20 protein-coding genes, 1 tRNA gene and 1 pseudogene are annotated in these 23,118 nt (G+C 30.5%); 15 read left to right on the plus strand and 7 right to left on the minus strand.

Annotation, left to right across the window (positions count from 1 at the left end; genetic code table 11):
* Positions 1 to 1,026: pseudogene (gene capC, locus AJ887_RS04945) on the plus strand (autotransporter adhesin CapC); the annotation flags it as partial.
* A gap of 141 nt (positions 1,027 to 1,167) precedes the next feature.
* On the opposite strand, the gene AJ887_RS04950 reads toward capC, so the two are convergent.
* Complete coding sequence (locus AJ887_RS04950) at positions 1,168 to 3,252, minus strand: RNA degradosome polyphosphate kinase (RefSeq protein WP_070284887.1); 2,085 nt, start codon at positions 3,250 to 3,252, stop codon at positions 1,168 to 1,170.
* 187 nt (positions 3,253 to 3,439) lie between these two features.
* Between AJ887_RS04950 and nrfH the strand changes: the two genes are divergently transcribed.
* The 4 genes from nrfH to AJ887_RS04970 all read left to right on the plus strand — a co-directional run bounded on the left by nrfH (position 3,440) and on the right by AJ887_RS04970 (position 6,637).
* The gene (gene nrfH, locus AJ887_RS04955) at positions 3,440 to 3,955 is read left to right on the plus strand and encodes a cytochrome c nitrite reductase small subunit (protein WP_010891930.1); all 516 of its coding nucleotides are present in this window, start codon (positions 3,440 to 3,442) and stop codon (positions 3,953 to 3,955) included.
* 14 nt (positions 3,956 to 3,969) lie between these two features.
* A complete protein-coding gene (locus AJ887_RS04960) occupies positions 3,970 to 5,802 on the plus strand; it encodes an ammonia-forming cytochrome c nitrite reductase subunit c552 (protein ID WP_070284889.1) in 1,833 nt (610 codons plus the stop codon).
* A 126-nt stretch (positions 5,803 to 5,928) separates the two neighbouring features.
* The gene (locus tag AJ887_RS04965; RefSeq protein WP_020247097.1) at positions 5,929 to 6,483 is read left to right on the plus strand and encodes a membrane protein; all 555 of its coding nucleotides are present in this window, start codon (positions 5,929 to 5,931) and stop codon (positions 6,481 to 6,483) included.
* A 64-nt stretch (positions 6,484 to 6,547) separates the two neighbouring features.
* A tRNA-Ser gene (locus tag AJ887_RS04970) sits at positions 6,548 to 6,637 on the plus strand.
* Between the two features lie 72 nt (positions 6,638 to 6,709).
* Here the strand turns inward: AJ887_RS04970 and ceuB are convergent.
* From ceuB to AJ887_RS05000, 6 genes are all read right to left on the minus strand, one after another.
* Positions 6,710 to 7,702, minus strand: a complete 993-nt coding sequence (ceuB, locus tag AJ887_RS04975) for an enterochelin ABC transporter substrate-binding protein CeuB (RefSeq protein WP_070284891.1) — start codon at positions 7,700 to 7,702, stop codon at positions 6,710 to 6,712.
* 12 nt (positions 7,703 to 7,714) lie between these two features.
* On the minus strand, positions 7,715 to 8,470 hold the full coding sequence (locus AJ887_RS04980) for an ABC transporter ATP-binding protein (RefSeq protein WP_070284893.1): 756 nt from the start codon (positions 8,468 to 8,470) through the stop codon (positions 7,715 to 7,717).
* Entirely contained in the window at positions 8,467 to 9,405 is a 939-nt protein-coding gene (locus tag AJ887_RS04985) for an iron chelate uptake ABC transporter family permease subunit (protein WP_002881476.1), read from the minus strand. The genes AJ887_RS04980 and AJ887_RS04985 overlap by 4 nt, the downstream gene beginning before the upstream one ends.
* A complete protein-coding gene (locus AJ887_RS04990) occupies positions 9,398 to 10,366 on the minus strand; it encodes an ABC transporter permease (RefSeq protein ID WP_070284895.1) in 969 nt (322 codons plus the stop codon). The genes AJ887_RS04985 and AJ887_RS04990 overlap by 8 nt, the downstream gene beginning before the upstream one ends.
* A gap of 85 nt (positions 10,367 to 10,451) precedes the next feature.
* Entirely contained in the window at positions 10,452 to 11,441 is a 990-nt protein-coding gene (locus AJ887_RS04995) for a phospholipase A (protein ID WP_002871406.1), read from the minus strand.
* Positions 11,438 to 12,013, minus strand: a complete 576-nt coding sequence (locus AJ887_RS05000; RefSeq protein ID WP_002871407.1) for a molybdenum cofactor guanylyltransferase — start codon at positions 12,011 to 12,013, stop codon at positions 11,438 to 11,440. Before AJ887_RS05000 ends, AJ887_RS04995 begins: the two co-directional genes overlap by 4 nt.
* Positions 12,014 to 12,074: 61 nt before the next feature.
* On the opposite strand from AJ887_RS05000, the gene AJ887_RS05005 reads away from it, so the two are divergent.
* The 10 genes from AJ887_RS05005 to AJ887_RS05050 form a co-directional block, all read left to right on the plus strand.
* The gene (locus AJ887_RS05005; protein WP_070284897.1) at positions 12,075 to 13,382 is read left to right on the plus strand and encodes an NFACT RNA binding domain-containing protein; all 1,308 of its coding nucleotides are present in this window, start codon (positions 12,075 to 12,077) and stop codon (positions 13,380 to 13,382) included.
* A gap of 1 nt (position 13,383) precedes the next feature.
* Entirely contained in the window at positions 13,384 to 13,722 is a 339-nt protein-coding gene (locus AJ887_RS05010; protein ID WP_052949164.1) for a hypothetical protein, read from the plus strand.
* An 8-nt stretch (positions 13,723 to 13,730) separates the two neighbouring features.
* On the plus strand, positions 13,731 to 14,456 hold the full coding sequence (locus tag AJ887_RS05015; protein ID WP_070284899.1) for a phosphatidate cytidylyltransferase: 726 nt from the start codon (positions 13,731 to 13,733) through the stop codon (positions 14,454 to 14,456).
* Positions 14,453 to 15,523 carry a 1-deoxy-D-xylulose-5-phosphate reductoisomerase gene (dxr, locus tag AJ887_RS05020; RefSeq protein ID WP_070284901.1) on the plus strand — a complete coding sequence of 357 codons (1,071 nt, stop codon included), beginning with the start codon at positions 14,453 to 14,455 and terminating at the stop codon, positions 15,521 to 15,523. The genes AJ887_RS05015 and dxr overlap by 4 nt, the downstream gene beginning before the upstream one ends.
* A gap of 1 nt (position 15,524) precedes the next feature.
* Positions 15,525 to 16,919 (plus strand): M99 family carboxypeptidase catalytic domain-containing protein, encoded by a 1,395-nt coding sequence (locus AJ887_RS05025; RefSeq protein WP_070284904.1) that lies wholly within the window; start codon positions 15,525 to 15,527, stop codon positions 16,917 to 16,919.
* A complete protein-coding gene (gene tsaD / locus AJ887_RS05030; protein ID WP_070284906.1) occupies positions 16,916 to 17,923 on the plus strand; it encodes a tRNA (adenosine(37)-N6)-threonylcarbamoyltransferase complex transferase subunit TsaD in 1,008 nt (335 codons plus the stop codon). Before AJ887_RS05025 ends, tsaD begins: the two co-directional genes overlap by 4 nt.
* A complete protein-coding gene (locus AJ887_RS05035; protein ID WP_070284907.1) occupies positions 17,924 to 18,439 on the plus strand; it encodes a type II secretion system protein in 516 nt (171 codons plus the stop codon).
* Complete coding sequence (locus AJ887_RS05040) at positions 18,439 to 19,680, plus strand: DUF2920 family protein (protein WP_070284909.1); 1,242 nt, start codon at positions 18,439 to 18,441, stop codon at positions 19,678 to 19,680. Before AJ887_RS05035 ends, AJ887_RS05040 begins: the two co-directional genes overlap by 1 nt.
* A 9-nt stretch (positions 19,681 to 19,689) precedes the next feature.
* A complete protein-coding gene (locus AJ887_RS05045; protein WP_070284911.1) occupies positions 19,690 to 21,516 on the plus strand; it encodes a motility associated factor glycosyltransferase family protein in 1,827 nt (608 codons plus the stop codon).
* Between the two features lie 82 nt (positions 21,517 to 21,598).
* The coding region (locus AJ887_RS05050) for a flagellin (protein ID WP_070284913.1) at positions 21,599 to 23,118 on the plus strand (1,520 nt) is incomplete at its 3' end.

Below are 23,118 nucleotides of genomic sequence, written 5' to 3' on the forward strand. Positions count from 1 at the left end.
ATCAAAAAAGACACAGACAATACAGGTAAATCTGTATCTAATCTAAATTCAGCTTCTAGTGCAGTTAATACCACTATGAATATTTCTAATGATGTTTCTATAGGCTCTCGTGTAGCAATGCTAAACAATCCTTTTGGAACTTATGCTTCTAAAATGAATGATCTTAAATTTGCTGCTTTAGATAGTGATATGAGACCAAGCTATGTAAATGAATATACCAATAGTGTTTGGGCTAATGCTTTTGGTGGTGCTAACATTATCGATGGAGATAGTGGTGCAATGTATGGTGCTACCGTAGGGGTAGATAAACAAGCTAATGATAATGTTTTATGGGGTGCTTATTTTACTTATGCAAATGCTAAAATCAAAGACAATAATTTAGAACAAAAAAGTGATAACTTCCAATTAGGTATGTATTCTACTATCAATGTAGCTCCACAATGGGAACTTAATCTTAAAGCTTATGCTCAAGTTTCTCCAACTAAACAAGACAATATTCAAACAGATGGTGCATATAACTCAGATTATACAAGCAAATTCTTAGGACTTAGTGCTAATGCAGGTCGTGTGTTTGACTTTAGTGATAATACTTTATTTATCAAACCTTTTGCAGGGATAAATTATTATTTTAGTTATACTCCATCTCATACAGAAAATGGTGCTATTGCTAAAGATATTGATTCTATGAAAAACAATTCTGTAAGTGTTGAAGTGGGTGCTGAATTTAGAAAATATATGAATGAAAACTCTTATATTTTTGTAACTCCAAAAATAGAACAATTTGTTATCAATAGGGGTGATGATTACACAGCTAATTTAGCTATAAATAATGCTTTCTTTACTAGTGTAGAAGCTAACAACAAGAAAAAAACTTATGGACAAATTATCGTAGGGGGTAATATAGATTTTACAAATCAACTCAGTATGAATCTTGGTTTTGGTGCTAAACAAATACTAGCAGGTAAAGTAGATAATAAAAATGAAACTTACTTAAGTGGTCAAGTAGGACTTAAGTATAAATTTTAATCTTAAAAATCATTTCTAAATCTTTTTATAGTTTAGAAATGATTGTTTATTTCTATGGGAAATCTCCTAGGGCTTTATCTTAAAGCCCTTTTTTATAACAAACAAGTAAATAAGTCTTTAGAGTAAAAACCCTAAAAACTTTTAGTTTTCTTTGAAAAGTTTGGAAGCTAAGTGTGTTGCACGACTTTGATCTGTATCTTTTTTAAGTGTTTTATAAATTTTACTTACATATTCTTCTAAGGTTTGTTGAGAATCTATGATTTTTTCAGAAGAAGGAATTTTTTGATATTCTCCATTGTTTTTAAGCTCATAAGCTAAAACATTATCGCTAAGTTGCAAGCGTAAAAATTGAGCTAATTTGGCTTTGCTTCTTTCATCATATATAGGGGTCATAAGTTCTAAGCGACGCTCTAAATTTCTTGGCATCCAATCTGCACTCGATATAAAATAATTTGGCTCACTATGTTTAAAATAAAATACTCTAGCATGTTCTAAGTATTTTCCTATGATGCTTCTAACGCGTATGTTTTTGCTGTATTCTTCATCAGGTTTTAAGCAACAAATTCCACGTATGATAAGATCGATTTGTACTCCTTCCATACTTGCTTCATAAAGCGCTTGTATGATATCACTATCCACAAGAGAATTCATTTTAGCTACAATCACACCTTCATTTTTTTTGCTTGTTTCAATGCGTATCATTTCTAAAACTTTTTCTTTGATTTGATTTGGACTCATTGAAAGAGTTTGAAGACGACGGTTTTTGCTAAAGCCTGATAAGATATGAAAAAATTTTGTCGTATCTCTTGCAAATTCTACTTTGCTTGTAAAATAACTCACATCAGTATAGATTTTAGCACTGCTTGCATTGTAATTTCCTGTGCTTAAATGTATATAAAATTTAAGCTTATCCCCTTGTTTGCGTATGACTTGAGAAACCTTAGCGTGGACTTTAAAACCTGTAATGCCATAAATAACATGAGCTCCGGCATTTTCTAAAGCTTTCGCCCAATGAAGATTATTTTCTTCATCAAAACGTGCTTTTAATTCTACCATCACAGTTACTTGTTTTCCATCGCTTGCAGCATCAATTAAAGCTTGAACTATATTAGAATTTTTTTCAACTCTATAAAGTGTCATTCTTATGGAAATTACTTCAGGATCTTTGCTTGCTTCTTTGATAAATTTATAAACTGGATCAAAACTTTCAAAAGGTTGTATGATGAGTATATCTTCTTTTTCTACAGCATCAAAAATAGATAAATTTTCATCAAAAGGTGGTAAAGTTTTAGGCGTGTAAAGTGGGCTTAAAAGATGCGTAAAGTTTTTATTTCCCGCGATTTGCCAAAGGCTAGGGAGATTGAGTAAAATAGAATATTCATAAACATCTTTATGAAAAATTTTCATGTGTGTATTAAGAAATTCTACGATTTGTTCATCTGCATATTTTTGAATTTGCAATCTTACAAAAGCTCCTTTTCTACGAAGTTTTAAGCCTTGTTCTAAAATCATCATAAAATCATCAGCTTCTTCCTCTTCTATTACTATATCTGCATTTCTAGTCACTCTAAATGCTGCTGAAGCTAAGAGTTTATAGCCTGGAAAAATTTCTTCTGCGTGTTGGTGGACTATACTTTCTATAGGAACATAAATATTTGCACTTACCTCATAAAAACGAGGTAAAACCCTTGGAATTCTAATCATTCCAAATTTTACAAGTTTAGGATGTGCTTTATCACAAATTTTAACCGCTAGTGAAAAAGATAAGTTATTTAAATGTGGAAAAGGGTGAGTCGCATCAACAGCTATTGGAACAATAATAGGAAAAATATTAGAGAAAAAATACTCATCACATTTTTGTTTTAAATTTTCATCTAAATTCTCATAATGCTTTATGAAAAGATTTTCTTTTTCTAATTCACTTGTGATTTCATTAAAATAACGCTCCAAAAGCTCTTTTTCTTGGTGTAAGTATTTGCGTATGGCTTTTAATTGTTGTAACGGGGTCATTTCATCGCTACTGCTTGCATTAACTCCAGCTGAAAAAAGTTGTTTTAAGCCTGCAACGCGTATCATATAAAATTCATCTAAATTAGTGCAATATATAGCTATAAATTTTAATTTTTCTAATAAGGGTAAATTTTTAGAACATTGGTCTAAAACACGAGAATTAAAGCGAAGCCAAGAAAGTTCGCGATTGATAAACATATCAGGACTTATTTGCATTAATTTTTCCTTTTTTTGTTATATTTTATCATTTATTTTAAAATTATTGAATAAAAGTTTCAAATTTTTTAGGTTAATTAAGAGTAAATATATCTTTAAAATTATATTAAATTCATCTATGTTAGAATTACAAAATTTATTTCTGGGAAATTCTGTGACATTATTGTTTTATTGAAGATTTTAAGAAATGATAATTTTAAGGAGGAAAATTTTGAAGAAAACTTCGAATCTTTTTACTATTTTTCTTGTTTTGCTTTTTGTTTTCTTTGCGGTTGGGTTTTATACTTTTTATAATGCTAAGGGCACATCTTATTTAAGCAATGCAAGCGAATCTTGTAATAACTGCCATATTATGAATGAAGTTTATAACGAATACATGGCAGGACCACACTCTCAAAAAGTCAAAGGCGAACCAAGAGCAACTTGTGTGGATTGTCATTTGCCACATAATTTTGTAGCTAAGTGGATAGCTAAAGCGCAAAGTGGTTTAGGACATGCTTATGCTTTTACTTTTAAACTTGATGAATTGCCTACAAATTTGAGTGCGACTGAAAAAAGCAGAAAAATGGTGCAAGAAAACTGCATACGCTGTCATGCAGATTTTGCTCAAACAGCTATCAATGCTACAACAAATCCACATGCAGACAAGTCATTAAATTGTGCTTCTTGTCATAAAGATGTTGGACATAAACACGGAATTTAATAAGGAGAAGATGAATGAAAAAAAATATTTTACGCTTGGGTATTGTTGTTTTGGTTTTACTTATAGCGGGAGTTTTATGGCTAAATAATGATATCAATCAAAAAAAAGAAGATGAAGCAAATAAAAATGCCATTGCAGCAAATGCTGATTTTTCTTTGCTTAGTGATGATGATCCAAATTTTGAAAAATGGGGTAAGGTTTTTCCAGAGCAGCTAAAAATGTATTTAACAGTTGAAAAAGAAGAGCCTAAAGCTACTGAATTTGGTGGTAATTTAGCTTATTCAAAATTAATTCGCTTTCCTCAATTAACCATACTTTGGGCAGGATATCCTTTTAGCCTTGATTTCAATGAAGAAAGAGGGCATTTTTGGGTTCAAGTAGATCAAATGAAAACAGCAAGAAACAACAAAGATTTTCTTAATGCCTATGGACTTGCTGCTTTTAAAGGTCAACCTGCAGCTTGTATGAATTGTCATAGTGGATGGACTCCATGGCTTATAAAAAATGTTGCTAAAGGGGATTTTACTGCTTTTAATTCTACAAATTATTGGACTATGATTAAAAATATCCCAGCTGTTGATGGTATAGTAGAAAATTCACCTGAACATGCAGGTCCACATGGTGGTAAAAGAATGGGTGTAACTTGTGCAGATTGTCACAATCCAAATGATATGAGTTTAAGACTTACTCGTCCAGCAGCTATTAATGCTTTAGTTTCTAGGGGATATGAAAAAGATCCAGTACAAGGCGTAAAAGCTACAAGAGAAGAAATGAGAACTTTAGTTTGCTCTCAATGCCATGTTGAATACTATTTTAAACCAACAGGGGAAAAAGTAAAAGTAATGGGTGAAACTATTGTAGATGATAGTTCTAAAAAATGGTGGAATGGAACTCAGAAAAATTATGATGAGTATGAGTTTTGGAGAGATGGAAATAAAGCTAAAGAGATTGAAACCGATGGTATAGTTTTAACTTTTCCTTGGAGTGAGTGGAAAAAAGGACAACCATTTAGAATTGAAATGCTAGATGATTATTATGATAAAGTTCGTGGAGTATTTGGAGCTGATTTTACTCATAAATTAACAGGGGCACAAATTATTAAAATTCAACACCCAGAAAGTGAACTTTATAGTGGCGGTGTGCATGCTGCAAATGGAGTAAGTTGCGTGGATTGTCATATGCCTTATGTTAGAGAAGGGGCTAAAAAGGTTACTCAACACAATATCACTTCTCCTTTAAGAGATATTAACTCTGCTTGCAAATCTTGTCATAAACAAAGCGAAGATTATTTAAAAGCTCAAGTACTTGACATACAAAATAGCGTTGCACATGATCAAAGAACTGCAGAGTACGCAATTGTTAGTTTGATTATGGATACTAAAAAACTACGCGATGAGCTAGGCAATATGGAAAAATTCCAAAGCGATGGAAAAGCTGATGCGAAAAAAATTAGCGAAGAGCTAAAAGAAGTTTTAGAACTTCATCGTAAAGCTCAAATGAGAGCGGATTTTGTTAATGCTGAAAACTCAACTGGTTTTCATAATCCTCGCGAAGCTTCAAGAATGTTATTACAAGCTGTTGATATGGCAAGAATGGGACAAACTAAACTTGTAGAAATTGCAGCAGCAAATGGAATTAAAGATTTTAAAACTTCAAATTTAGGTTTTGAAGATATTCAAAAATTTAATCCAGGAGAGCTTTATTATAAAGTAGATGTTAATGGTCATAAAGCTGGAGAGCGTTACTATGCAGATGAAAAAGATGTTAATGGCAATCCTCCAAAAGAACTTTTAGAGCATGATAAAGAGCTTGTTCCTTATAATTATCAAGTGATTGATAAAAAATAATTCTTAAGCCCTATAATCATAAGGGCTTTTTCTTTTCATTGTTTTAAAAAATATAAACTTTTTATTTAAAATTCACTTTATTTTGTCAAAATATCACAAATTTTAATAATAAAAAAAGGACTTAAAATGATTAATAAAAATAAATTGTTTAGACAGGTTCATATCTATCTTAGTTTGTTCTTCTTGCCTTGTGCTTTGCTTTTTGCTTTAACGGGTATAGCGTATATTTTTGGTATTAATCAAGATGTGGGTTTGAAAGTTGAGCAGTATCAATTGTCAAAAGTTATAGAAAGTGGTAAAGAAAGAGAAGCTTTAATAGAGTATTTAAAAACAAATGGTTTAAAAGTACCATCTAATACAGATATCATTAAAAGTAAAGATAAAGGCATAACAATAGGCGGAACTCATTATAGTGCTAATATAACTCAAAAATCTACTAATGAATACAATATTACCTTAAAAACAAGATCTTTACTTGGAGATATGATTATGCTTCATAAAGATAAGGGCGCTTGGTATTTTTCTGTGCTTAGCGTAGGCTTTGGTATTACTTTATTTATGCTTTATATTTCAGGACTTATGATTACTTTGTTTGCAAATAAAAAAGATAGAAGTAAACAATTTGCAGTTCTTGGAGTAGGGGTTGTTGTAACTTTGCTTTTGGCTTATCTTAGCCTTTGATTTTTCCTAGTTTTTTTAAGCTAGGTATTATTTATTTTTTTGTATAATCACACTTTATTTTATTGGACAGATGGGTGAGTGGCTGAAACCACACCCCTGCTAAGGGTGCAGATCTTAACGGGTCTCGAGGGTTCAAATCCCTCTCTGTCCGCCACTAAAACTTTCTTGAAAATTCTAAGTATTTTATTAAGTATTAAAGCAAGAGACTAGCCCTTGCGAGGTTGTATTATTTTACAGCGTTTTTGATTTCTAAAATCATAGTTTTTAAAGACTCTAGTCCATTTCCACTTGCTAAATACCAGTATTCTGGATCAAGATAGATGATTTTTTTGTTTTGTGCTGCTTTGGTTTTAGTAATAAGCGCATTATCGAGTATGCCTTGAGCACGTTCTTTGTTGCCTACAATGACATTTCTATCAACAACAAAAATATAATCAGGATTTTTTTCTAATATAAATTCAGAATTGATACTTTTGCCGTGTGTGCCTACTTTTATATTCTCATCTACTGCGTTAATCCCTAAAACATCGTGAATAATCCCAAAGCGAGATTGAGGACCAAAGGCTGAAATTTTGTTAGAATTTGTAAGAATAATAAGAGCTTTTTTATCTTCATCAACTATACTTTTGGCTTTTTCAATTTCATTTTTAATATCTGAAATTTTTTCTAAAGCTTCTTTTTCTAAACCATAAAGTTTTGCAATGCTTAAGACATTGTTTTCAAAAGAGCTTAAAAAATTTGTATTATCAAGACCTACAAATAAAGTTGGAGCTATTTCTTTTAATTTATCATAAAATTTACTTTGGCGTCCAGAAATGATGATAAGATCAGGTTTTAAAGCATTAATGGCTTCAAAATCAACTTGCTGTACTCCACCTACACTAGGTTTGTTTTTAAATTGTTGTAGGTATTTTGGTAAATTTTTAGCAGGAACGCCTGCGACTTTATCGTTTAATTTTAAAGCATCAAAAGTATCTAAAATTCCAAGATCTAAGATCACTACCTTAGAAGGATTTTTAGGGATTTTATTTTCTCCTAGACTATCCTTCACTAAAAAACTATCACCTTCATCGCTCATGCTGATAGGCAAAACTTTCACCGTAGCAGTGTTGGTTTTTGTTGTAGAGCTTGCATTGTTTTCATTTGAGTTTGAATTGCAAGCTGTTAAGATTAGACTTAAAAAAAATGCAAAAAATGCAAAAACTAAAGATTTTTTCATATTTTCTCCTTTTTAAAAATAAATACAAATTTTCTTACCATCAATTTGACTTACGGGTATATCCATATCATAAATTTGTTTTAAATTTTCTTGATTGATGATTTCATCTTTTGAACCTTGTTTTAAAAGCTTCCCATCTTTTAAGGCTATGATTTCATCAGAATAAATCGAAGCAAAATTAATATCATGCAATACAACAGCTATACTTTTGTTAAAGTCTTTGACTAAATTTTTCATTAGTTGCATGATTTGTACGCTATGCTTCATGTCAAGATTGTTTAAAGGTTCATCAAACATTATAAATTCAGTATCTTGAGCGATGATCATGGCTATAAAAGCTCTTTGTTTTTGTCCGCCGCTTAATGTATCTAAAAATTCATTTCTTAAGTTACTAAGCCCCATGTATTTTAAAGCTTCATTGATTTTGATTTTATCGTTTGCATTAAGTCTTCCTTGAGAATGCGGAAAACGCCCAAAAGCGACCAATTCTTCAACTTTTAATCTTAAATTGATATTGTTTTGTTGTTTGAGAATGGAAATTTTTTGTGCCAAGATTTGCTCTTTATAGTCTTTTAAATTCATTCCATCGATATAAATTTCTCCGCTACTAGGTTTTATCAAACGACTTGCTAGAGCTAAAAGAGTGGATTTTCCAGCACCGTTGGCTCCAATTATAGAAGTGATTTTTCCTTTATGAAAATCAAGGCTAAGATCTGAAATAATGGCTTTATTGTCATAAAATTTGGTGATATTTTTTAGTTTAATCATAATTTATTGCCCTTTAATACGAGATAGATAAAATATATCCCGCCTAAGAAATTAATAACCACGCTTATAGTGGCATTATAATCAAAAACTCTAGAGACAAAAAATACCCCTCCAAGCAAAGCTAAAATGCTAATGAGTATACAAGCACTTAGTAAAATACTATGCTTTGCAGTTTTAAATAGTTCATAAGTGATATTTACTACCAAAAGCCCTAAAAAGGTTATAGGACCTACAAGCGCGGTGCTAATAGAAGTTAAAATAGCTATGATAATCATCAATTGTTTTGAAATTTTTTGATAATTTATCCCTAAATTTATCGCTAAATCTTTGCCTAAATTCAAAGGATCCAAAAATTTCATATAGCGAAAAATCCATATAAAACTTAAAAAGCTAATAATATAAGCAAGAATTAAAACATCAAAAGCAATATTATCAAAGCTAGCAAACATTCTTCCCTGTATCACCATGAATTCATCAGGGTCGATTAATACTTCAAAAAAAGAGCTTAAAGTGCTAAAAAGTGTTCCAAAAACTAAGCCTAAAAGCATGATAAGATAAATGCTTCTATCGCTACTAAATAAAATTTTATAAAGTCCTAGTGAAAAAACTACCATACAAACTAGAGTGATTAAAAAATTGATATCGTTTTTATAAACACTTAAATTAGCCGCACCAAAAGAAAAGATAAGAGCACTTTGAAGTAACATATATAAAGAATCTAATCCTATGATAGCAGGGGTTAGAATTTTGTTATTGCATAAAGTTTGAAAAATCACTGTTGAAACAGCGATACAAATAGCTACTATGATAATAGCTGCAATTTGTAAAAAACGACTTTTTAAGGCGTACTCATCAAAGCCATTTAAACCCACAAGTATAAAAATCCCTATCATGTTAAGTGTTAAAAAGCTTAAAATCAGCATTTTTTTACGCATAAACTTTCCTTTTTAACAAAAGAAAGATAAAGATTAAAGATCCTAAAACACCTGTAGTGATACTTAAAGGCATTTCAAAAGGAAAGATGACAAGTCTTGAAATGATATCGCAAACAAGTAAAAACAAAGCTCCACAAAGTGCTATATAGATAAGATTTTTTCTAAGATTATCACCTAGATAAAGAGCTACTAAATTTGGGATAATTAGCCCTAAAAAAGGGATAATCCCAACGCTTACAATCACCAAGCTAGTGATAATGCTTACAATCATCAAGCCTAAAAATAATATACCATTATAAGAAATTCCAAGATTTAAAGCTATATCTTCGCCCATGCCAACTATGGTGATTTTATGAGCTAAAAAATAAGCAAGTATAAAAAGTGGTAAAGAAATGTAGAGCAATTCATAATTTCCTTGCATAACATTTGCCATACTGCCTTGTAACCAGCCTTGGATATTTTGTATATAATTTAAAGCATAGGTAAAAAAAGTAGTTATAGCACTAATAATGCCTCCAAACATCAAGCCTATCAAAGGTACAAAAATCACATCTTTGAGTTTGATTTTTCTTAAAATTTGGATAAATATAAAAGAACCCAAAAGCGCAAATACAGATGCAATGATAGCTTGAGTGAAAAAAGACGCTCCAGCAAAAAATATTAAAGAAACAAGTATGCCAAATTTAGCACAATCCATAGTCCCTGCTGTAGTTGGGGAAACGAATTTATTTTGCGTGAGTTGTTGCATGATAAGCCCGCATATACTAAGACTCATTCCTGTGAGTAAAATCGCTATAAGTCTAGGAATTCTTGTGAGAGTTATGATTTCTAATTGAGTGGAGTTAAGATTAAGAATATCTTTTACATTGATACTGATAACTCCTATAAATAAACTTATCATTCCAAAGAATAAAAGTAAAGCTATAAGCGCTTTTAAACTCAATATATGCTTAAAAAACAAATCTTTCCTTATAGTAATAATAATTATCAAAAATGAAATTGTAATGAAATTTGTTTTAAGAAATGATAAAACTACAAAGGATATTTTAGTAAGAAATCAAAAATCCAGTGGAAAGTCTTTGCAAGTGTTTGTTATAGTCTATAAGGCTTTCTCCATAGCCATTAAAGTATTGTAAATACCAATAAATTCCGTTATTAAAAATATCATATCCTAGATCAACTTGTATAGCGCCTTTGTTATTGCGGAATTTAAGATTGTTTCTTAGCATAAGATTGATAAAATAATCATCGCCTAAATACGCTAAATTCACATCAAAATTTCCCATATAATGCAAGATGGCAGGATTATCATCATCTTTTTTGCTTTCAGGAATTCTATACCAAAGGCGTGGGACAAATAAAAATTTATTATATAAAATAGCTGTAGATACATAAATTCTATTCCATGAGCGAGATTGCAAATTCTCATCTCCCTTACCATTGCTTTCATGCAATATACCTACGCGTAGGTTGTTAAAAAATTCATAATCTTTAAGATACAAAGGAAAATCTATAAAAAATTCTGGCTGATAGTTGGTTTCTCTAAAAGGAGAAGAATGTTCATAAATTTGCCACCAAGAAGTTTGGGTATAGGCTATATAATATTTTTCATCCAATCCTAGCAAATTTTCAAAAAGCCTTTTTTTAATGCTAAGTTGAAATTTAGCTTCACTTTTATTGTGATTTTCTTCCAGAGAGTTAAAACTATAAGCCAAAGGTAGAAAATAATTCATTTTATAAGCGCTAATGCCAAGAGGGTTAAAGTATTCATCTTCTTCAAGATAATTTGCCAAGGCAAGACGAGCAAAATCTTGTCTTTCTTCTTTGGCTGCAATAATAGATTTTTCATTTTGAGTAGTTTGTTTAGTTTTATTTTGTTCTTGAGGGATTAAAACAGATGAATTTTTTAAAGCGAGTTTTTTGTAAATTTCCATAGCTTTTTTATAATCGCCTTGTTTTTCATACTCTAAAGCTTGTTGTAAATTACTAGCCCATATAAAAACACATAAGCTTAAAAATAAAGCAATTTTTCTCATTTTAACTCGCTTTTAAATTTTTCATATTCTTCATAAAAATTAAGATTTAAAAAAGCATCTTCATCTTCAAATTCTACAAATTTGGTTTTAATCTCAGAAAATAAAAGTCCTATTTTTTGTTCATTTTTTTCTAAGAAATTTTTACAAGTTTGAGCTAAAGAGCTGTGGTAAAAGCCACATAAGGGATGTTTATGTAAAGGGGTTTTGGCTATGATTATTTTATAGTTTTGCTCTAAAAAAGGAAGCATTTTTAAAAGCTCATTTTCACCTACTTTAGGACTATCCACACTTAAAACAAAAACAAATTCATTTTTAAAATTTGAAAGTATAGAGTAAAGCGCAAGCATAGGAGAGTAAACTTCAAATTCTAAAGAATCTTTTATCAAGTTAAAATGGTTTTCAAATTTGTCTTCTTTTGCGCTCACATAGACATTTTTAAAAATTTTAGAAAATTTATTTACTTGAAATTGAGTTAAATTTTGATTTTTAAGAATCAATTTGCTTTTATCTTGTCCCATACGACTAGATTTACCACCACATAAAATCACACAATTTAGCTCATTAAGCTGCACAAATTTCCTTTTTTAGTTTAATTCTACCACAAATTCGCTAAAATATTTTATAATTTCTTTTATGAAATACACAGAACTTTTACAATTGCAAACTTTTTTTTCTCAGTTTAAAAAAATCGATTTTATCAAGCGTATCAATGACAATATTTTGGAATTAAGCTTTGATAAAGAAAGATTTATTTTTGATCTCACTCGTGCAATGAGTGCGATTTATGCAGCTAAATTTAATGCAAAAAATTATAATGCACCTTTTGATTTTATGCTTAAAAAGTATTTTAGCAATGCTTTTATAAAGGAAGTTAAAGTCCTTGAAGGCAATCGTATTTTATGTTTTAGTGTAAAAGCTAATAAGGCTTATAAAAGCTATGAGAGCAAAATTTATTTTGAATTTACGGGTAAAAATACCAATGTTATTCTTACAGATGAAAAAGATTTGATCATAGAGGCTTTAAGGCACATTGATAAAAGTTATCGTGTAGTAAAACCTAATGTGATTTTAGAGCCTTTAAAGCCTTATAAAATGGATGAAAATTTTGAGGAAATTAAAGATTTTAAAGATTATTTTTCTCGCAAATTTACAAGCATTTATGAGAGTAAAATCAAACAAATAAAAAATTTAAAACTTGCACAAGTGGATAAAAAAATACAAAATTTACAAGAACTTTTTTCTAGTTTAGATGAAGAAAATTCTTTACTCTTAAAAGCTTTAGAATACAGAAAAAGGGCTGATGTATTGTTTGCAAATTTGAGTGTTTTAAAAGATTATGAAAGGGAATTTAAGCTTGATGATTTTGAAGGCAAAGAGCTTGAATTTAAGCTTGAATTTAGTCCTAAGCAAAGTGCTAATTTATATTATAAAAATGCTAAAAAATTAGAACAAAAAGCTAAAAATTTAAACATACAAAGGCAAAATTTAAAAGAAAAGTTAGATTTTACCTTGAGTTTAAAAGAATTATTGCTTCAAGCTAAGAGTGAGATAGAGCTTGAAATTTTACTACCTAAAAAAAATAGCAAAAAAAATCAAGATCATAAACAAGAAGATCTTGTGGCAAATTTTTATTTTAATGAGTTTAAAATTTGCGTGGGTAAAAATGAAAAAGGCAATGAATTTTTACTTAAAAATGCTAAAAAAGATGATTTGTGGCTTCATGTAAGGGATATTCCTAGTGCACATACTTTGATTGTATCAAACAAGCAAAAAATCAGCCTTGATGTGATAGAATTTGCTGCGAGGCTTTGTGTAAGCTTTTCTAAGTTAAAGAAAGGTTCGTATTGGGTCGATTATACCTTAAAAAATTTTGTTAAGGTTCAGCAAAAGGCGTTTGTAAATTATACAAATTTTAAAAGTATTAATATCACGAAGGATTAAAATGCCAGTTAGCCCATTAGGAAATGTCAATTATATAAATCAAAATATGGCTTATCCAGCTACACAAGCAAGCAATGAGCTTGCAAAAGAAGGTTTTGCAGCTACGCTAAATATGGCTGAATTTAATGAAAAAGAAAAAACTTTGAACAAGCTTGAAAAAGTCAATGAGACTCATGAAATCAAAGAAGAGATCAAAGAGAAAGCCGAACAAGAAGAAAAAAAGAAAAAACACAATCAAGAAGCTAAAACTAGCGATGATGAGAAAAATGAAGAAGATGAGTCTAAAGATCCAAATTTTAAAGACGCACAAAACATTCATCGCTTAGATATTAGTATATAAGGAAAAATATGTTTAATACAACTAGAATTATTTCAGCTCTTGTGATGATAGGGGCTATTATTATTATCGCGTTGATTGATCAATTTTTTATCAATTTTATCGTTTTTGCGGTTTTATTGTATTTATCTTTTAGTGAAGCAAAAAAACTTTTTGTTTTAGAAAATATTTCTATTATCCCTTTGGCTATAGCTTTTATTTTGGGAAGTTTATCACATAAAGCTTTGCTTTTTGGGATTTTAGCTTTGTTATTAGTCGTTGGATATTTGGTTTATAAAAAGGCTTCCTTAAAACCAGCTCTTATTTATATTTATCCTAGTTTGCCTATTTTAGCACTTTGGCAAGTGTATTTAGATCAGGGTATGTTCGCGCTTTTTTGGCTTATCATTATCGTTGCAGCTTGTGATAGTGGAGCGTATTTTATCGGAAAACTTATGGGTAAAACTCCTTTTTCTCCAACAAGTCCAAACAAAACCTTAGAAGGTGTTATAGGTGGATTGATTTGTGCGAGTGTTATTGGAACTATTTTGGGAGTTTTTGTTTATAGTTTTTGGCTTTCTTTACTTTGTTCGTTTTTTGTAGCGATTTTTGCAGTGATTGGTGATTTGCTTGAGAGTTATTTTAAAAGAGAAGCAGGTGTAAAAGATAGTGGAGATCTTATCCCTGGTCATGGGGGCGTGCTCGATAGGATCGATGCGGTGATCATTGCTGCTTTTGTGATGGTTGCTCTTTTATGATACTTTTTGGAAGTACGGGTAGCATAGGAGTAAATGCTCTTAAACTTGCTGCTTTAAAAAACATTTCCATTTCTGCTTTAGCTTGTGGGGATAACATCACTCTTTTAAATGAACAAATCGCAAGGTTTAAGCCCAAATTTGTTGCCATAAAAGATTCAAAAAATAAGCATTTAGTTAAACACGATAGAGTTTTTATAGGACAAGAAGGTTTAGAGCAAATTTTAACAGAATGCCAAGACAAACTTTTGCTCAATGCTATTGTAGGTTTTGCAGGACTTAAAAGCACTTTAAAGGCTAAAGAACTTGGCAAAAACATAGCCTTGGCTAACAAAGAAAGCCTTGTGGTGGCTGGGAGTTTTTTAAAAGGGGCTAAATTTTTACCCGTTGATAGTGAGCATGCGGCTTTAAAATTTTTACTCGAAGGTAAAAAAAATATAGCAAAACTTTATATTACAGCAAGTGGTGGAGCTTTTTATAAGTATAAAATCAAAGATTTAAATCAAGTTAGTGTCAAAGATGCTTTAAAACATCCTAATTGGAACATGGGAGCAAAGATCACTATAGATAGTGCGACTATGGCAAATAAGCTTTTTGAGATTATAGAGGCTTATCATTTATATGATTTTAAAGAAATTGATGCTTTAATAGAACCAAGATCTTTAGTGCATGCAATGTGTGAATTTAAAAATGGAGCTAGCACGGCGTATTTTTCAAAAGCAGATATGAAATTAGCTATTTCAGATGCTATATTTAAAAAACAAGATACACCTATTTTAGAGGCTGTTGATTTTAGCAAAATGCCTGCTTTAAAATTTCATCCAATTAGCACAAAAAAATATCCTATTTTTAAGCTTAAAAATGCATTTTTAAAAGAGCCAAATTTAGGTGTTATCATCAATGCTGCTAATGAAGTTGGTGTTTATAATTTTTTAGAAAATAAAAGTAGATTTTTAGACATTGCTAAATACATTTTTAAAGCTCTTGATCACTTTGGAGTACCTAAAATTTCAAGCATAGAAGAAGTTTTTGAGTATGATTTTAAAACAAGAGAGTATTTAAGGAGTTAAAATGAAATTTTTTTTAACAATTTTATTTTTTATAACAAGTATTTTTGCCTTAGAGCTAGACTTTAGCGTAGGAGAAAATGGAAAAAGCCTAGATGATAATAATACAGTTTTGATTTTTGGTGGAATTCAAGGCGATGAGCCTGGTGGATTTCATGCGGCAAGTTTGCTTTTGAGTGATTATAATATCACTAAGGGTAAGATTATAGTGGCTCCAAATTTAGCTTTTGATAGCATTATCAAGCGTTCGCGTGGGAATAATGGGGATTTAAACCGTAAATTTGCAAGTATTAGCCCAAAAGATCCTGATTATAAAAGAGTTCAACGCATTAAAGAGCTTATTTTACTTCCTGAAGTTAGTATGGTGATCAATCTTCACGATGGTTGGGGTTTTTATAAACCTACTTATATTGATGCAATGCAAAATCCTAAGCGTTGGGGAAATTCAAGTGTGATTGACACAAGTGAAATCAATGCAAGCAAATACCCTGATCTTGAAAATATCGCTACTCAAACCGTAAATAGTGTCAATTCTTCACTTGCTGATCCAAAGCATGCTTATCATCTTAAAAACACCAAAACCCAAGAGCTTGGTGATACGGAAATGCTTAAAGCTTTAACTTATTTTGTGATTTCAAATCACAAAGCTGCTTTTGCAAATGAAGCGAGTAAAAATCTGCCTGTAAATTTAAGAGCTTATTATCATCTTTTGGCAATTGAAAATTATCTAAAAACCGCAGGAATTGAATTTAGTAGAGATTTTGAACTTACTCCACAAGGGGTTGATAAAGCCATAAATAAAGAGCTTGAAGTGAAACTTTTTGATGATAGAATTTTACTTTCTTTGAAAAATCCAAGAAAGGTTATCAACTATGTGCCTTTTCCGGTGAATAAAGAGTTAAATTATAATACAAGCAATGAACTTACCGCTGTTATCGCAGAAGGAAATTCTTTTTATATCCAGTATGGCAATCGTTTTCAAACAAGATTATATCCTGAGTATTTAGAATTTAGTGATGCTTTTAATGAGGTAACTTTTCAAGTTGATGGCAATGAAACCACTGTTCCTTTTGGAACCAAGGTGAAAGTAAAAGAGAATTTTCTTATCCCAAAGATAGCTAATGTGCGCGTAAATATCATAGGCTTTGATCATGGAAAAGATGAAAGTGATATTTTAGTTCATAAAAAAAATATGCAAACACAATACTCTTTAGATATGGCAGGTAAAATTTATAGAGTGGAATTTTATGAGTTAAGAGGAGCAAATTTGCAACAACTTTTAGAGGCAAATACCAATAGCAAGTTGATCAAAAATGCTAAAAATTTGGATTTAAACACTCTTAAAATGGCAAGATCAAAAGATAAATTCTTAGGTTCTATTTTAGTGGAATTTGAATGAAAAATCTTATCCTAGCTATAGAAAGTTCTTGCGATGATAGTTCTATAGCTATCATTGATAAAAATACCTTAGAGTGTAAATTTCATAAAAAAATTTCCCAAGAATTAGATCATAGTATCTATGGGGGAGTGGTGCCTGAACTTGCTGCAAGACTTCATAGCGAAGCTTTGCCAAAGATACTTAGGCAATGCAAAGAGCATTTTAAAAATCTTTGTGCCATAGCTGTGACAAATGAACCTGGACTTAGTGTTTCTTTGCTCAGTGGAATTTCTATGGCAAAAACTTTAGCAAGTGCCCTAAATTTGCCTTTAATCCCTGTAAATCATCTTAAAGGTCATATTTATAGTCTTTTTTTGGAAGAAAAAATTTCTTTAGATATGGGAATTTTGCTTGTTAGTGGTGGGCATACTATGGTGCTTTATCTTAAAGATGATGCAAACTTAGAGCTTTTAGCAAGCACAAATGATGATAGCTTTGGAGAAAGTTTTGATAAAGTAGCTAAAATGATGAATTTAGGTTACCCTGGTGGGGTTATCATAGAAAATTTAGCAAAAAATGCCAAACTTAAAAATATCTCTTTTAACATACCTTTAAAGCATTCTAAAGAACTTGCTTTCAGTTTTTCAGGACTTAAAAATGCAGTGCGTTTGGAAATTTTAAAGCATGAAAATTTAAGCGATGATATAAAAGCAGAAATAGCCTATGCCTTCGAAAATACGGCTTGTGATCATATCATGGATAAATTAGAAAAAATTTTTAATCTTTATAAATTTAAAAATTTTGGCGTTGTAGGTGGAGCTAGTGCAAATCTTAATTTGCGTTCGCGTTTGCAAAATTTATGTCAAAAATATAATGCAAATTTAAAACTAGCTCCTTTAAAATTCTGCTCTGATAATGCTTTGATGATAGCAAGAGCCGCAGTTGATGCTTATGAAAAAAAGGAATTTGTAAGCATAGAAGAAGATATTTTAAGCCCTAAAAATAAAAATTTTTCAAGGATATAGATGAGAAAAGCTTTTACTATATTAGAACTTGTTTTTGTGATCGTTATTTTGGGAATTTTAGCTGCTATTGCTTTACCAAAAATGAGTTCAAGCAAGGATGAAGCTGAAGTTAGCAAGTCTTTAAACAACCTTAAAACTTTGATCAATGATATAAGCATTTATGCTTTAAAAAATGATCATTTAAGCTCTATAAAAACGATGAGTAATGTAAGCGGTGTTGAAAATGCTGATCTTGGCAATTTTAACGGCACAAAAGAAGTAAATTTTCGCGTAGGCGATGATAAAGAATGCTTAAAACTTGTTTTTATAAATAAAGCTGATTTTATACTCATGGGAATTTCAAGCAATGAGGCAAGTAAAAATGCTATCATCAACGTAGCCAATCAAAGCCATGAAGATTTAGAAAATATAGACTTTACAAGCTCTTCAAGCAATAAAGCTTGCGTGATCTTAAGTAAGAATGAAAATTTTAAAAATCTAGCGAGTAAAACTTATCTTTTAATAGGGGGAATGTAATGATAGCGAGTAAAACTTATGAGATTGACTCTTGTGATGATGTAGAACTTGGTATAAAAAGAGAATCAAAGCTTGAATTTAAGCTTTGGTATGATGATGAAAAAACACCCAAAGCTTTGGTGTTTGTGGTGCAAGGTATGGGCGATGATATATCATCGATCCAATATGTTGGCGATTATATGGTAAGGCAATTTAATGCTGCTGTAGTTGGAGTAAATTATCATTGTATTGGTAATCGTCCTAAAACTGGATCAACTTTTTATTTAGATGATATAGACAAGCTTATTTTAAAAGTAAGTTGTGAAGCTGCGGATATCAAGCTTCCTTATGATGTTGATAAAATTCAAGACTATGAACAAATGAGTGAAATTTTTCATTTTGTAAATAATCAAATAGTTGAAGGTAAACAAAAAGGTAATTTTACACCAAATTATTTTTTAAATTTACATGTAAGTTTGCAACCTACAAAAAATGAATATCAAAATTTTGGAATCATGCAAGCTCAAGATCTTTTAAATGTTGCACTTTATCTTAAAAAACATGCTCCTTTTGATACTATGGGGGGGGGTATACCAGTTATCATGATAGGTAGTTCTCACGGGGGATATTTAGCACATTTAGCCGCTAAGATTGCACCTTGGCTAATAGATGGAGTGTTGGATAATTCTGCATATGCTAAGTTTTTATGGAGAGTTGTAGGTTTTGGAAAGGAAATAGATTTTATGCAGTATAGCGAATTTGCTACTTTTGATTTTTTTCATCATATTAAAACACATTGTTCGACAAAAACTTTTTGGACAAGTAATTCTTCATCGCCTCGCTTTTTTTCTCCCGCAAGAAGAAAAATTCGAAATCTTTTAGAAGAAGATCATCTTTTAGAACAATCAAAATGTTTAAAAACTTGCTTTATAAGTTATCATTCATTGTATGATGAGTATGTTTCTTTAAAAGAAAAAACCATACTTTACGAAGAGCTTGAAAAACTTGGCTTTGATGCAACTTTGCATTCTATTACTAAAGAATCTCAAGTTGATGGAAAATTTATTAAAAACTTAAATCATGGCATGGGAATTCCAGTAAAACTTTTGATTAAGAAAGAACTTCCTTTAATGCTAGAAAAAATAAAACAAAATTCAAAAAAAGATTATAAAGAAAAATGTATCTCTTATCTTTGCGAGGATTTGTTGTATCAATTTAGCGAAAAAGATGACAAAATATTGTTAAAGATAGATAAAATTTAAGGAAAGCTAATGACCATACTAGAAAAAAACATACAAGCTTTATTAAGTGGAGTAAATGAACCCTTAGGAAATAAACTTTTAAATTTCATACAAAATAAAACTTGTTCTCGTTTTAATATAGATGAAAATTTAAATATCTATGATAAAACCCATAATGTTTTTGTGTATGAAAACTTAGAAGAAGAATTAAATTTTTTCTATCAAAGTATTTTAGAAAAAACTCCTAGATATCCTTTTGTATGTATTTATGGTATAGGTAATGCCTTGCTTATTAAAAATTTAGCTAAACACTATAAACATCTTTTTGTATTTGAAAGCGAAATAGAACTTTTTATCCTAGCTTTAAGCACAATAGATTTGAGTGAAGAGCTTTGTAGTGGAAAAATTTATCTGGTGGATATTCAAGAGAAAAAAATAAATTTACAACTTAGAATACTTTTTGACCAAAATGATGTATTTTTATGGTTAAATCTTTATGAGATGTTTATTAATAATAATTTTTATAAAAAATATTATTATGAGGAAATTTTGAATGCAGATAAAATTATACATGAAAATATTAATCTTGTAATAAGAAATTTAGATCCTGACTCCAAAATTTCTTTATCTTGTTATGAAAATTTTTACAAAAATATACCTTTAATGTTGAAAAATATACCTTTTAAAAGAATTATTGATGAAAGAAAAGGGCTTTTTGAAAGCTGTATAGTTGTATGTGCCGGTCCTAGCCTTCAAAAGCAAATTCCATTGTTAAAAAAATATCAAGAAAATTTTGTGATTTTTTGTGTTGATGGAGCTTATCCTTTGCTTGTAAAACACAATATAACTCCTGATTATGTGTTAAATCTTGATTTTGAAGAATATCCGCTTGAATTTTTCAAAGAAGTTAATCCAGAAAATAAAACCTTATTTATATTAGCGGCAAGTACTCACCCTAGCGTGGTTGATTATCTTTATAAGAAACAAATTCCTTTATCTATAGCATTAAGTGATAATCTTCCTTATCAAAATCTTCATATTAATGATTTTGGTTATCTTGAATTTGGAACACATGTTGGGCATGCTTGTTATACTTTGGCGATTGCTTTAAAATTTAAAAATATAATTCTTATTGGGCAAGATTTATCTTTTGATAAACAAGGAAATTCTCATTTTGATAGTTTTGATTTGGGGAGTGATATAGATACAACCTTAGATATTCCTACATTAAAAACAGTTGCTTATGGAGGCTTAGGAGAAGTTTTAACACATTTAGCTTGGGATGATTATAGAAAAAAATTAGAGGATTTATTTGCAAGAAATTCCCAAGTGAATTTTTTAAATGCTACAGAAGGCGGTGCTAGGATAGAATTTACGAAAGAAATTAATTTTGAGTTATGTTGTAAGAAATTTAAGAATTTAAATAGTAAATTAAATAAGTCTCTTCCAAAAACTTTAACAGCTAATCGTAGCATTAAAATTTTAAATAAAATTTTAGAAACTTTCAAAGAAGAAAAACAAAATGCTTTATTTTGTTTAGAACATGCTATGAGGTTAAATGATGTATTGAAAATGATTTTAGCTAGTGATAGAAAATTGCCTTTAGATTTTTTAAAAAATACATATGAAAGTGTTAATAAATTTGAATCTTTTTTAGAAATAAATTCTTTATTAAATGATGGGGTTTTAAAAGGGGTGATTTTTCATAAAGGTAAATTATTAAGTGAAGTTATTATTAGTAAAATTGAAGATGAAAAAGAATATTTATTGATGTATTTAAAATCTTATAAGCAATGGCTTGAAATTTTTATTTTTAGATTGCAATTAAAATATGATATTTATAATTTTTTAGTTTAAAGTATAAATTTTTAAAAAAAAGTAACGATATAGTATTTAACAAGTTCATGGATGAGCTTGAATTTATTTAAAAGGATTTAAAATGGGATTTCGTATTAACACAAATGTCGCAGCATTAAATGCAAAAGCAAATTCAGATCTAAACGCTAAAAGTTTAGATAGTTCATTAGCAAGACTTAGCTCAGGTCTTAGGATTAACTCCGCAGCAGATGATGCTTCAGGGATGGCGATAGCAGATTCTTTGCGTTCTCAAGCAGCTACTTTAGGTCAAGCTATAAACAATGGTAATGATGCCATAGGTATCTTACAAACTGCAGATAAGGCTATGGATGAGCAACTTAAAATCTTAGATACTATCAAGACTAAAGCAACTCAAGCCGCTCAAGATGGTCAAAGTCTAAAAACAAGAACCATGCTTCAAGCAGATATAAACAAACTCATGGAAGAGCTTGATAATATCGCAAATACTACTTCATTTAATGGTAAACAACTTTTAAGCGGTGGTTTTACTAATCAAGAATTTCAAATCGGCGCAAGTTCAAATCAAACAGTAAAAGCAACTATAGGTGCAACCCAGTCTTCAAAAATCGGTGTAACTAGATTTGAAACAGGTTCGCAAAGTGTGAGTTCGGGTGTAGTAGGACTTACTATCAAAAACTATAATGGTTTGGAAGATTTTAAATTTGATAATGTTGTGATTTCAACCTCTGTTGGAACAGGTCTTGGAGCTTTGGCTGAAGAGATTAATAAAAGCTCTGATAAAACAGGAGTTAGGGCAACTTATGATGTAAAAACTGTTGGAGCTTATGCTATAAAAGAAGGAACTACTTCTCAAGACTTTGCTATCAATGGGGTTATAATTGGTCAGATTAATTATAAAGACGGAGATAATAATGGCCAGTTGATTTCAGCTATAAATTCTGTTAAAGACACTACCGGAGTTCAAGCTTCTAAAGATGAAAATGGTAAGCTTGTTCTTACTTCAGCTGATGGTAGAGGTATTAAAATCACAGGTAGTATAGGTGCTGGTGCAGGTATCTTGCAAAAAGAAAACTATGGACGCTTATCTTTGGTTAAAAATGATGGTAGGGATATTAATGTAAGTGGAACTAATCTTAGTGCTATAGGTATGGGTGCTGCGGATATGATTTCTCAAGCTTCGGTATCTTTAAGAGAATCAAAAGGTCAAATTTCAGCAGCTAATGCTGATGCTATGGGATTTAACTCTTATAATGGTGGCGGAGCTAAGCAAATTTTAGTTGGTGTAGCAAGTTCTGTTTCTGCTTTTATGAGTGGTACGAATGGTTTTTCAAAAGGTTCAGGTTATTCTATAGGCAGTGGAAAAAATATGTCAGCTGTTTTATCAGCTTCTATACAATTTGTTTCTAAGGCGGCTTCTATGAGTGCAGCATATGTGGTTTCAGCAGGTTCAGGTTTTTCTGCGAAATCGGGAAATTCTCAATTTGCAGCTTTAAGAATTTCAGCTGTGGGTGCTACCGATGAAACTGCAGGTGTAACTACTCTTAAAGGTGCTATGGCTGTCATGGATATCGCTGAAACTGCTATAACAAATCTTGATCAAATCAGAGCTGATATAGGTTC

The organism is Campylobacter sp. BCW_6466 (assembly GCF_001762835.1).
GTDB classification, from domain to species: Bacteria; Campylobacterota; Campylobacteria; order Campylobacterales; family Campylobacteraceae; genus Campylobacter_D; species Campylobacter_D jejuni.

What these genes read in the sequence shown, in the direction of transcription:
- AJ887_RS04950 (WP_070284887.1), bottom strand. Translation starts at nt 3,252, where the DNA reads ATGCAAATAAGTCCTGATATGTTTATCAATCGCGAACTTTCTTGGCTT.
- nrfH (WP_010891930.1), top strand. Translation starts at nt 3,440, where the DNA reads ATGATAATTTTAAGGAGGAAAATTTTGAAGAAAACTTCGAATCTTTTT.
- AJ887_RS04960 (WP_070284889.1), top strand. Translation starts at nt 3,970, where the DNA reads ATGAAAAAAAATATTTTACGCTTGGGTATTGTTGTTTTGGTTTTACTT.
- AJ887_RS04965 (WP_020247097.1), top strand. Translation starts at nt 5,929, where the DNA reads ATGATTAATAAAAATAAATTGTTTAGACAGGTTCATATCTATCTTAGT.
- ceuB (WP_070284891.1), bottom strand. Translation starts at nt 7,702, where the DNA reads ATGAAAAAATCTTTAGTTTTTGCATTTTTTGCATTTTTTTTAAGTCTA.
- AJ887_RS04980 (WP_070284893.1), bottom strand. Translation starts at nt 8,470, where the DNA reads ATGATTAAACTAAAAAATATCACCAAATTTTATGACAATAAAGCCATT.
- AJ887_RS04985 (WP_002881476.1), bottom strand. Translation starts at nt 9,405, where the DNA reads ATGCGTAAAAAAATGCTGATTTTAAGCTTTTTAACACTTAACATGATA.
- AJ887_RS04995 (WP_002871406.1), bottom strand. Translation starts at nt 11,441, where the DNA reads ATGAGAAAAATTGCTTTATTTTTAAGCTTATGTGTTTTTATATGGGCT.
- AJ887_RS05005 (WP_070284897.1), top strand. Translation starts at nt 12,075, where the DNA reads ATGAAATACACAGAACTTTTACAATTGCAAACTTTTTTTTCTCAGTTT.
- AJ887_RS05010 (WP_052949164.1), top strand. Translation starts at nt 13,384, where the DNA reads ATGCCAGTTAGCCCATTAGGAAATGTCAATTATATAAATCAAAATATG.
- AJ887_RS05015 (WP_070284899.1), top strand. Translation starts at nt 13,731, where the DNA reads ATGTTTAATACAACTAGAATTATTTCAGCTCTTGTGATGATAGGGGCT.
- dxr (WP_070284901.1), top strand. Translation starts at nt 14,453, where the DNA reads ATGATACTTTTTGGAAGTACGGGTAGCATAGGAGTAAATGCTCTTAAA.
- AJ887_RS05025 (WP_070284904.1), top strand. Translation starts at nt 15,525, where the DNA reads ATGAAATTTTTTTTAACAATTTTATTTTTTATAACAAGTATTTTTGCC.
- tsaD (WP_070284906.1), top strand. Translation starts at nt 16,916, where the DNA reads ATGAAAAATCTTATCCTAGCTATAGAAAGTTCTTGCGATGATAGTTCT.
- AJ887_RS05035 (WP_070284907.1), top strand. Translation starts at nt 17,924, where the DNA reads ATGAGAAAAGCTTTTACTATATTAGAACTTGTTTTTGTGATCGTTATT.
- AJ887_RS05040 (WP_070284909.1), top strand. Translation starts at nt 18,439, where the DNA reads ATGATAGCGAGTAAAACTTATGAGATTGACTCTTGTGATGATGTAGAA.
- AJ887_RS05045 (WP_070284911.1), top strand. Translation starts at nt 19,690, where the DNA reads ATGACCATACTAGAAAAAAACATACAAGCTTTATTAAGTGGAGTAAAT.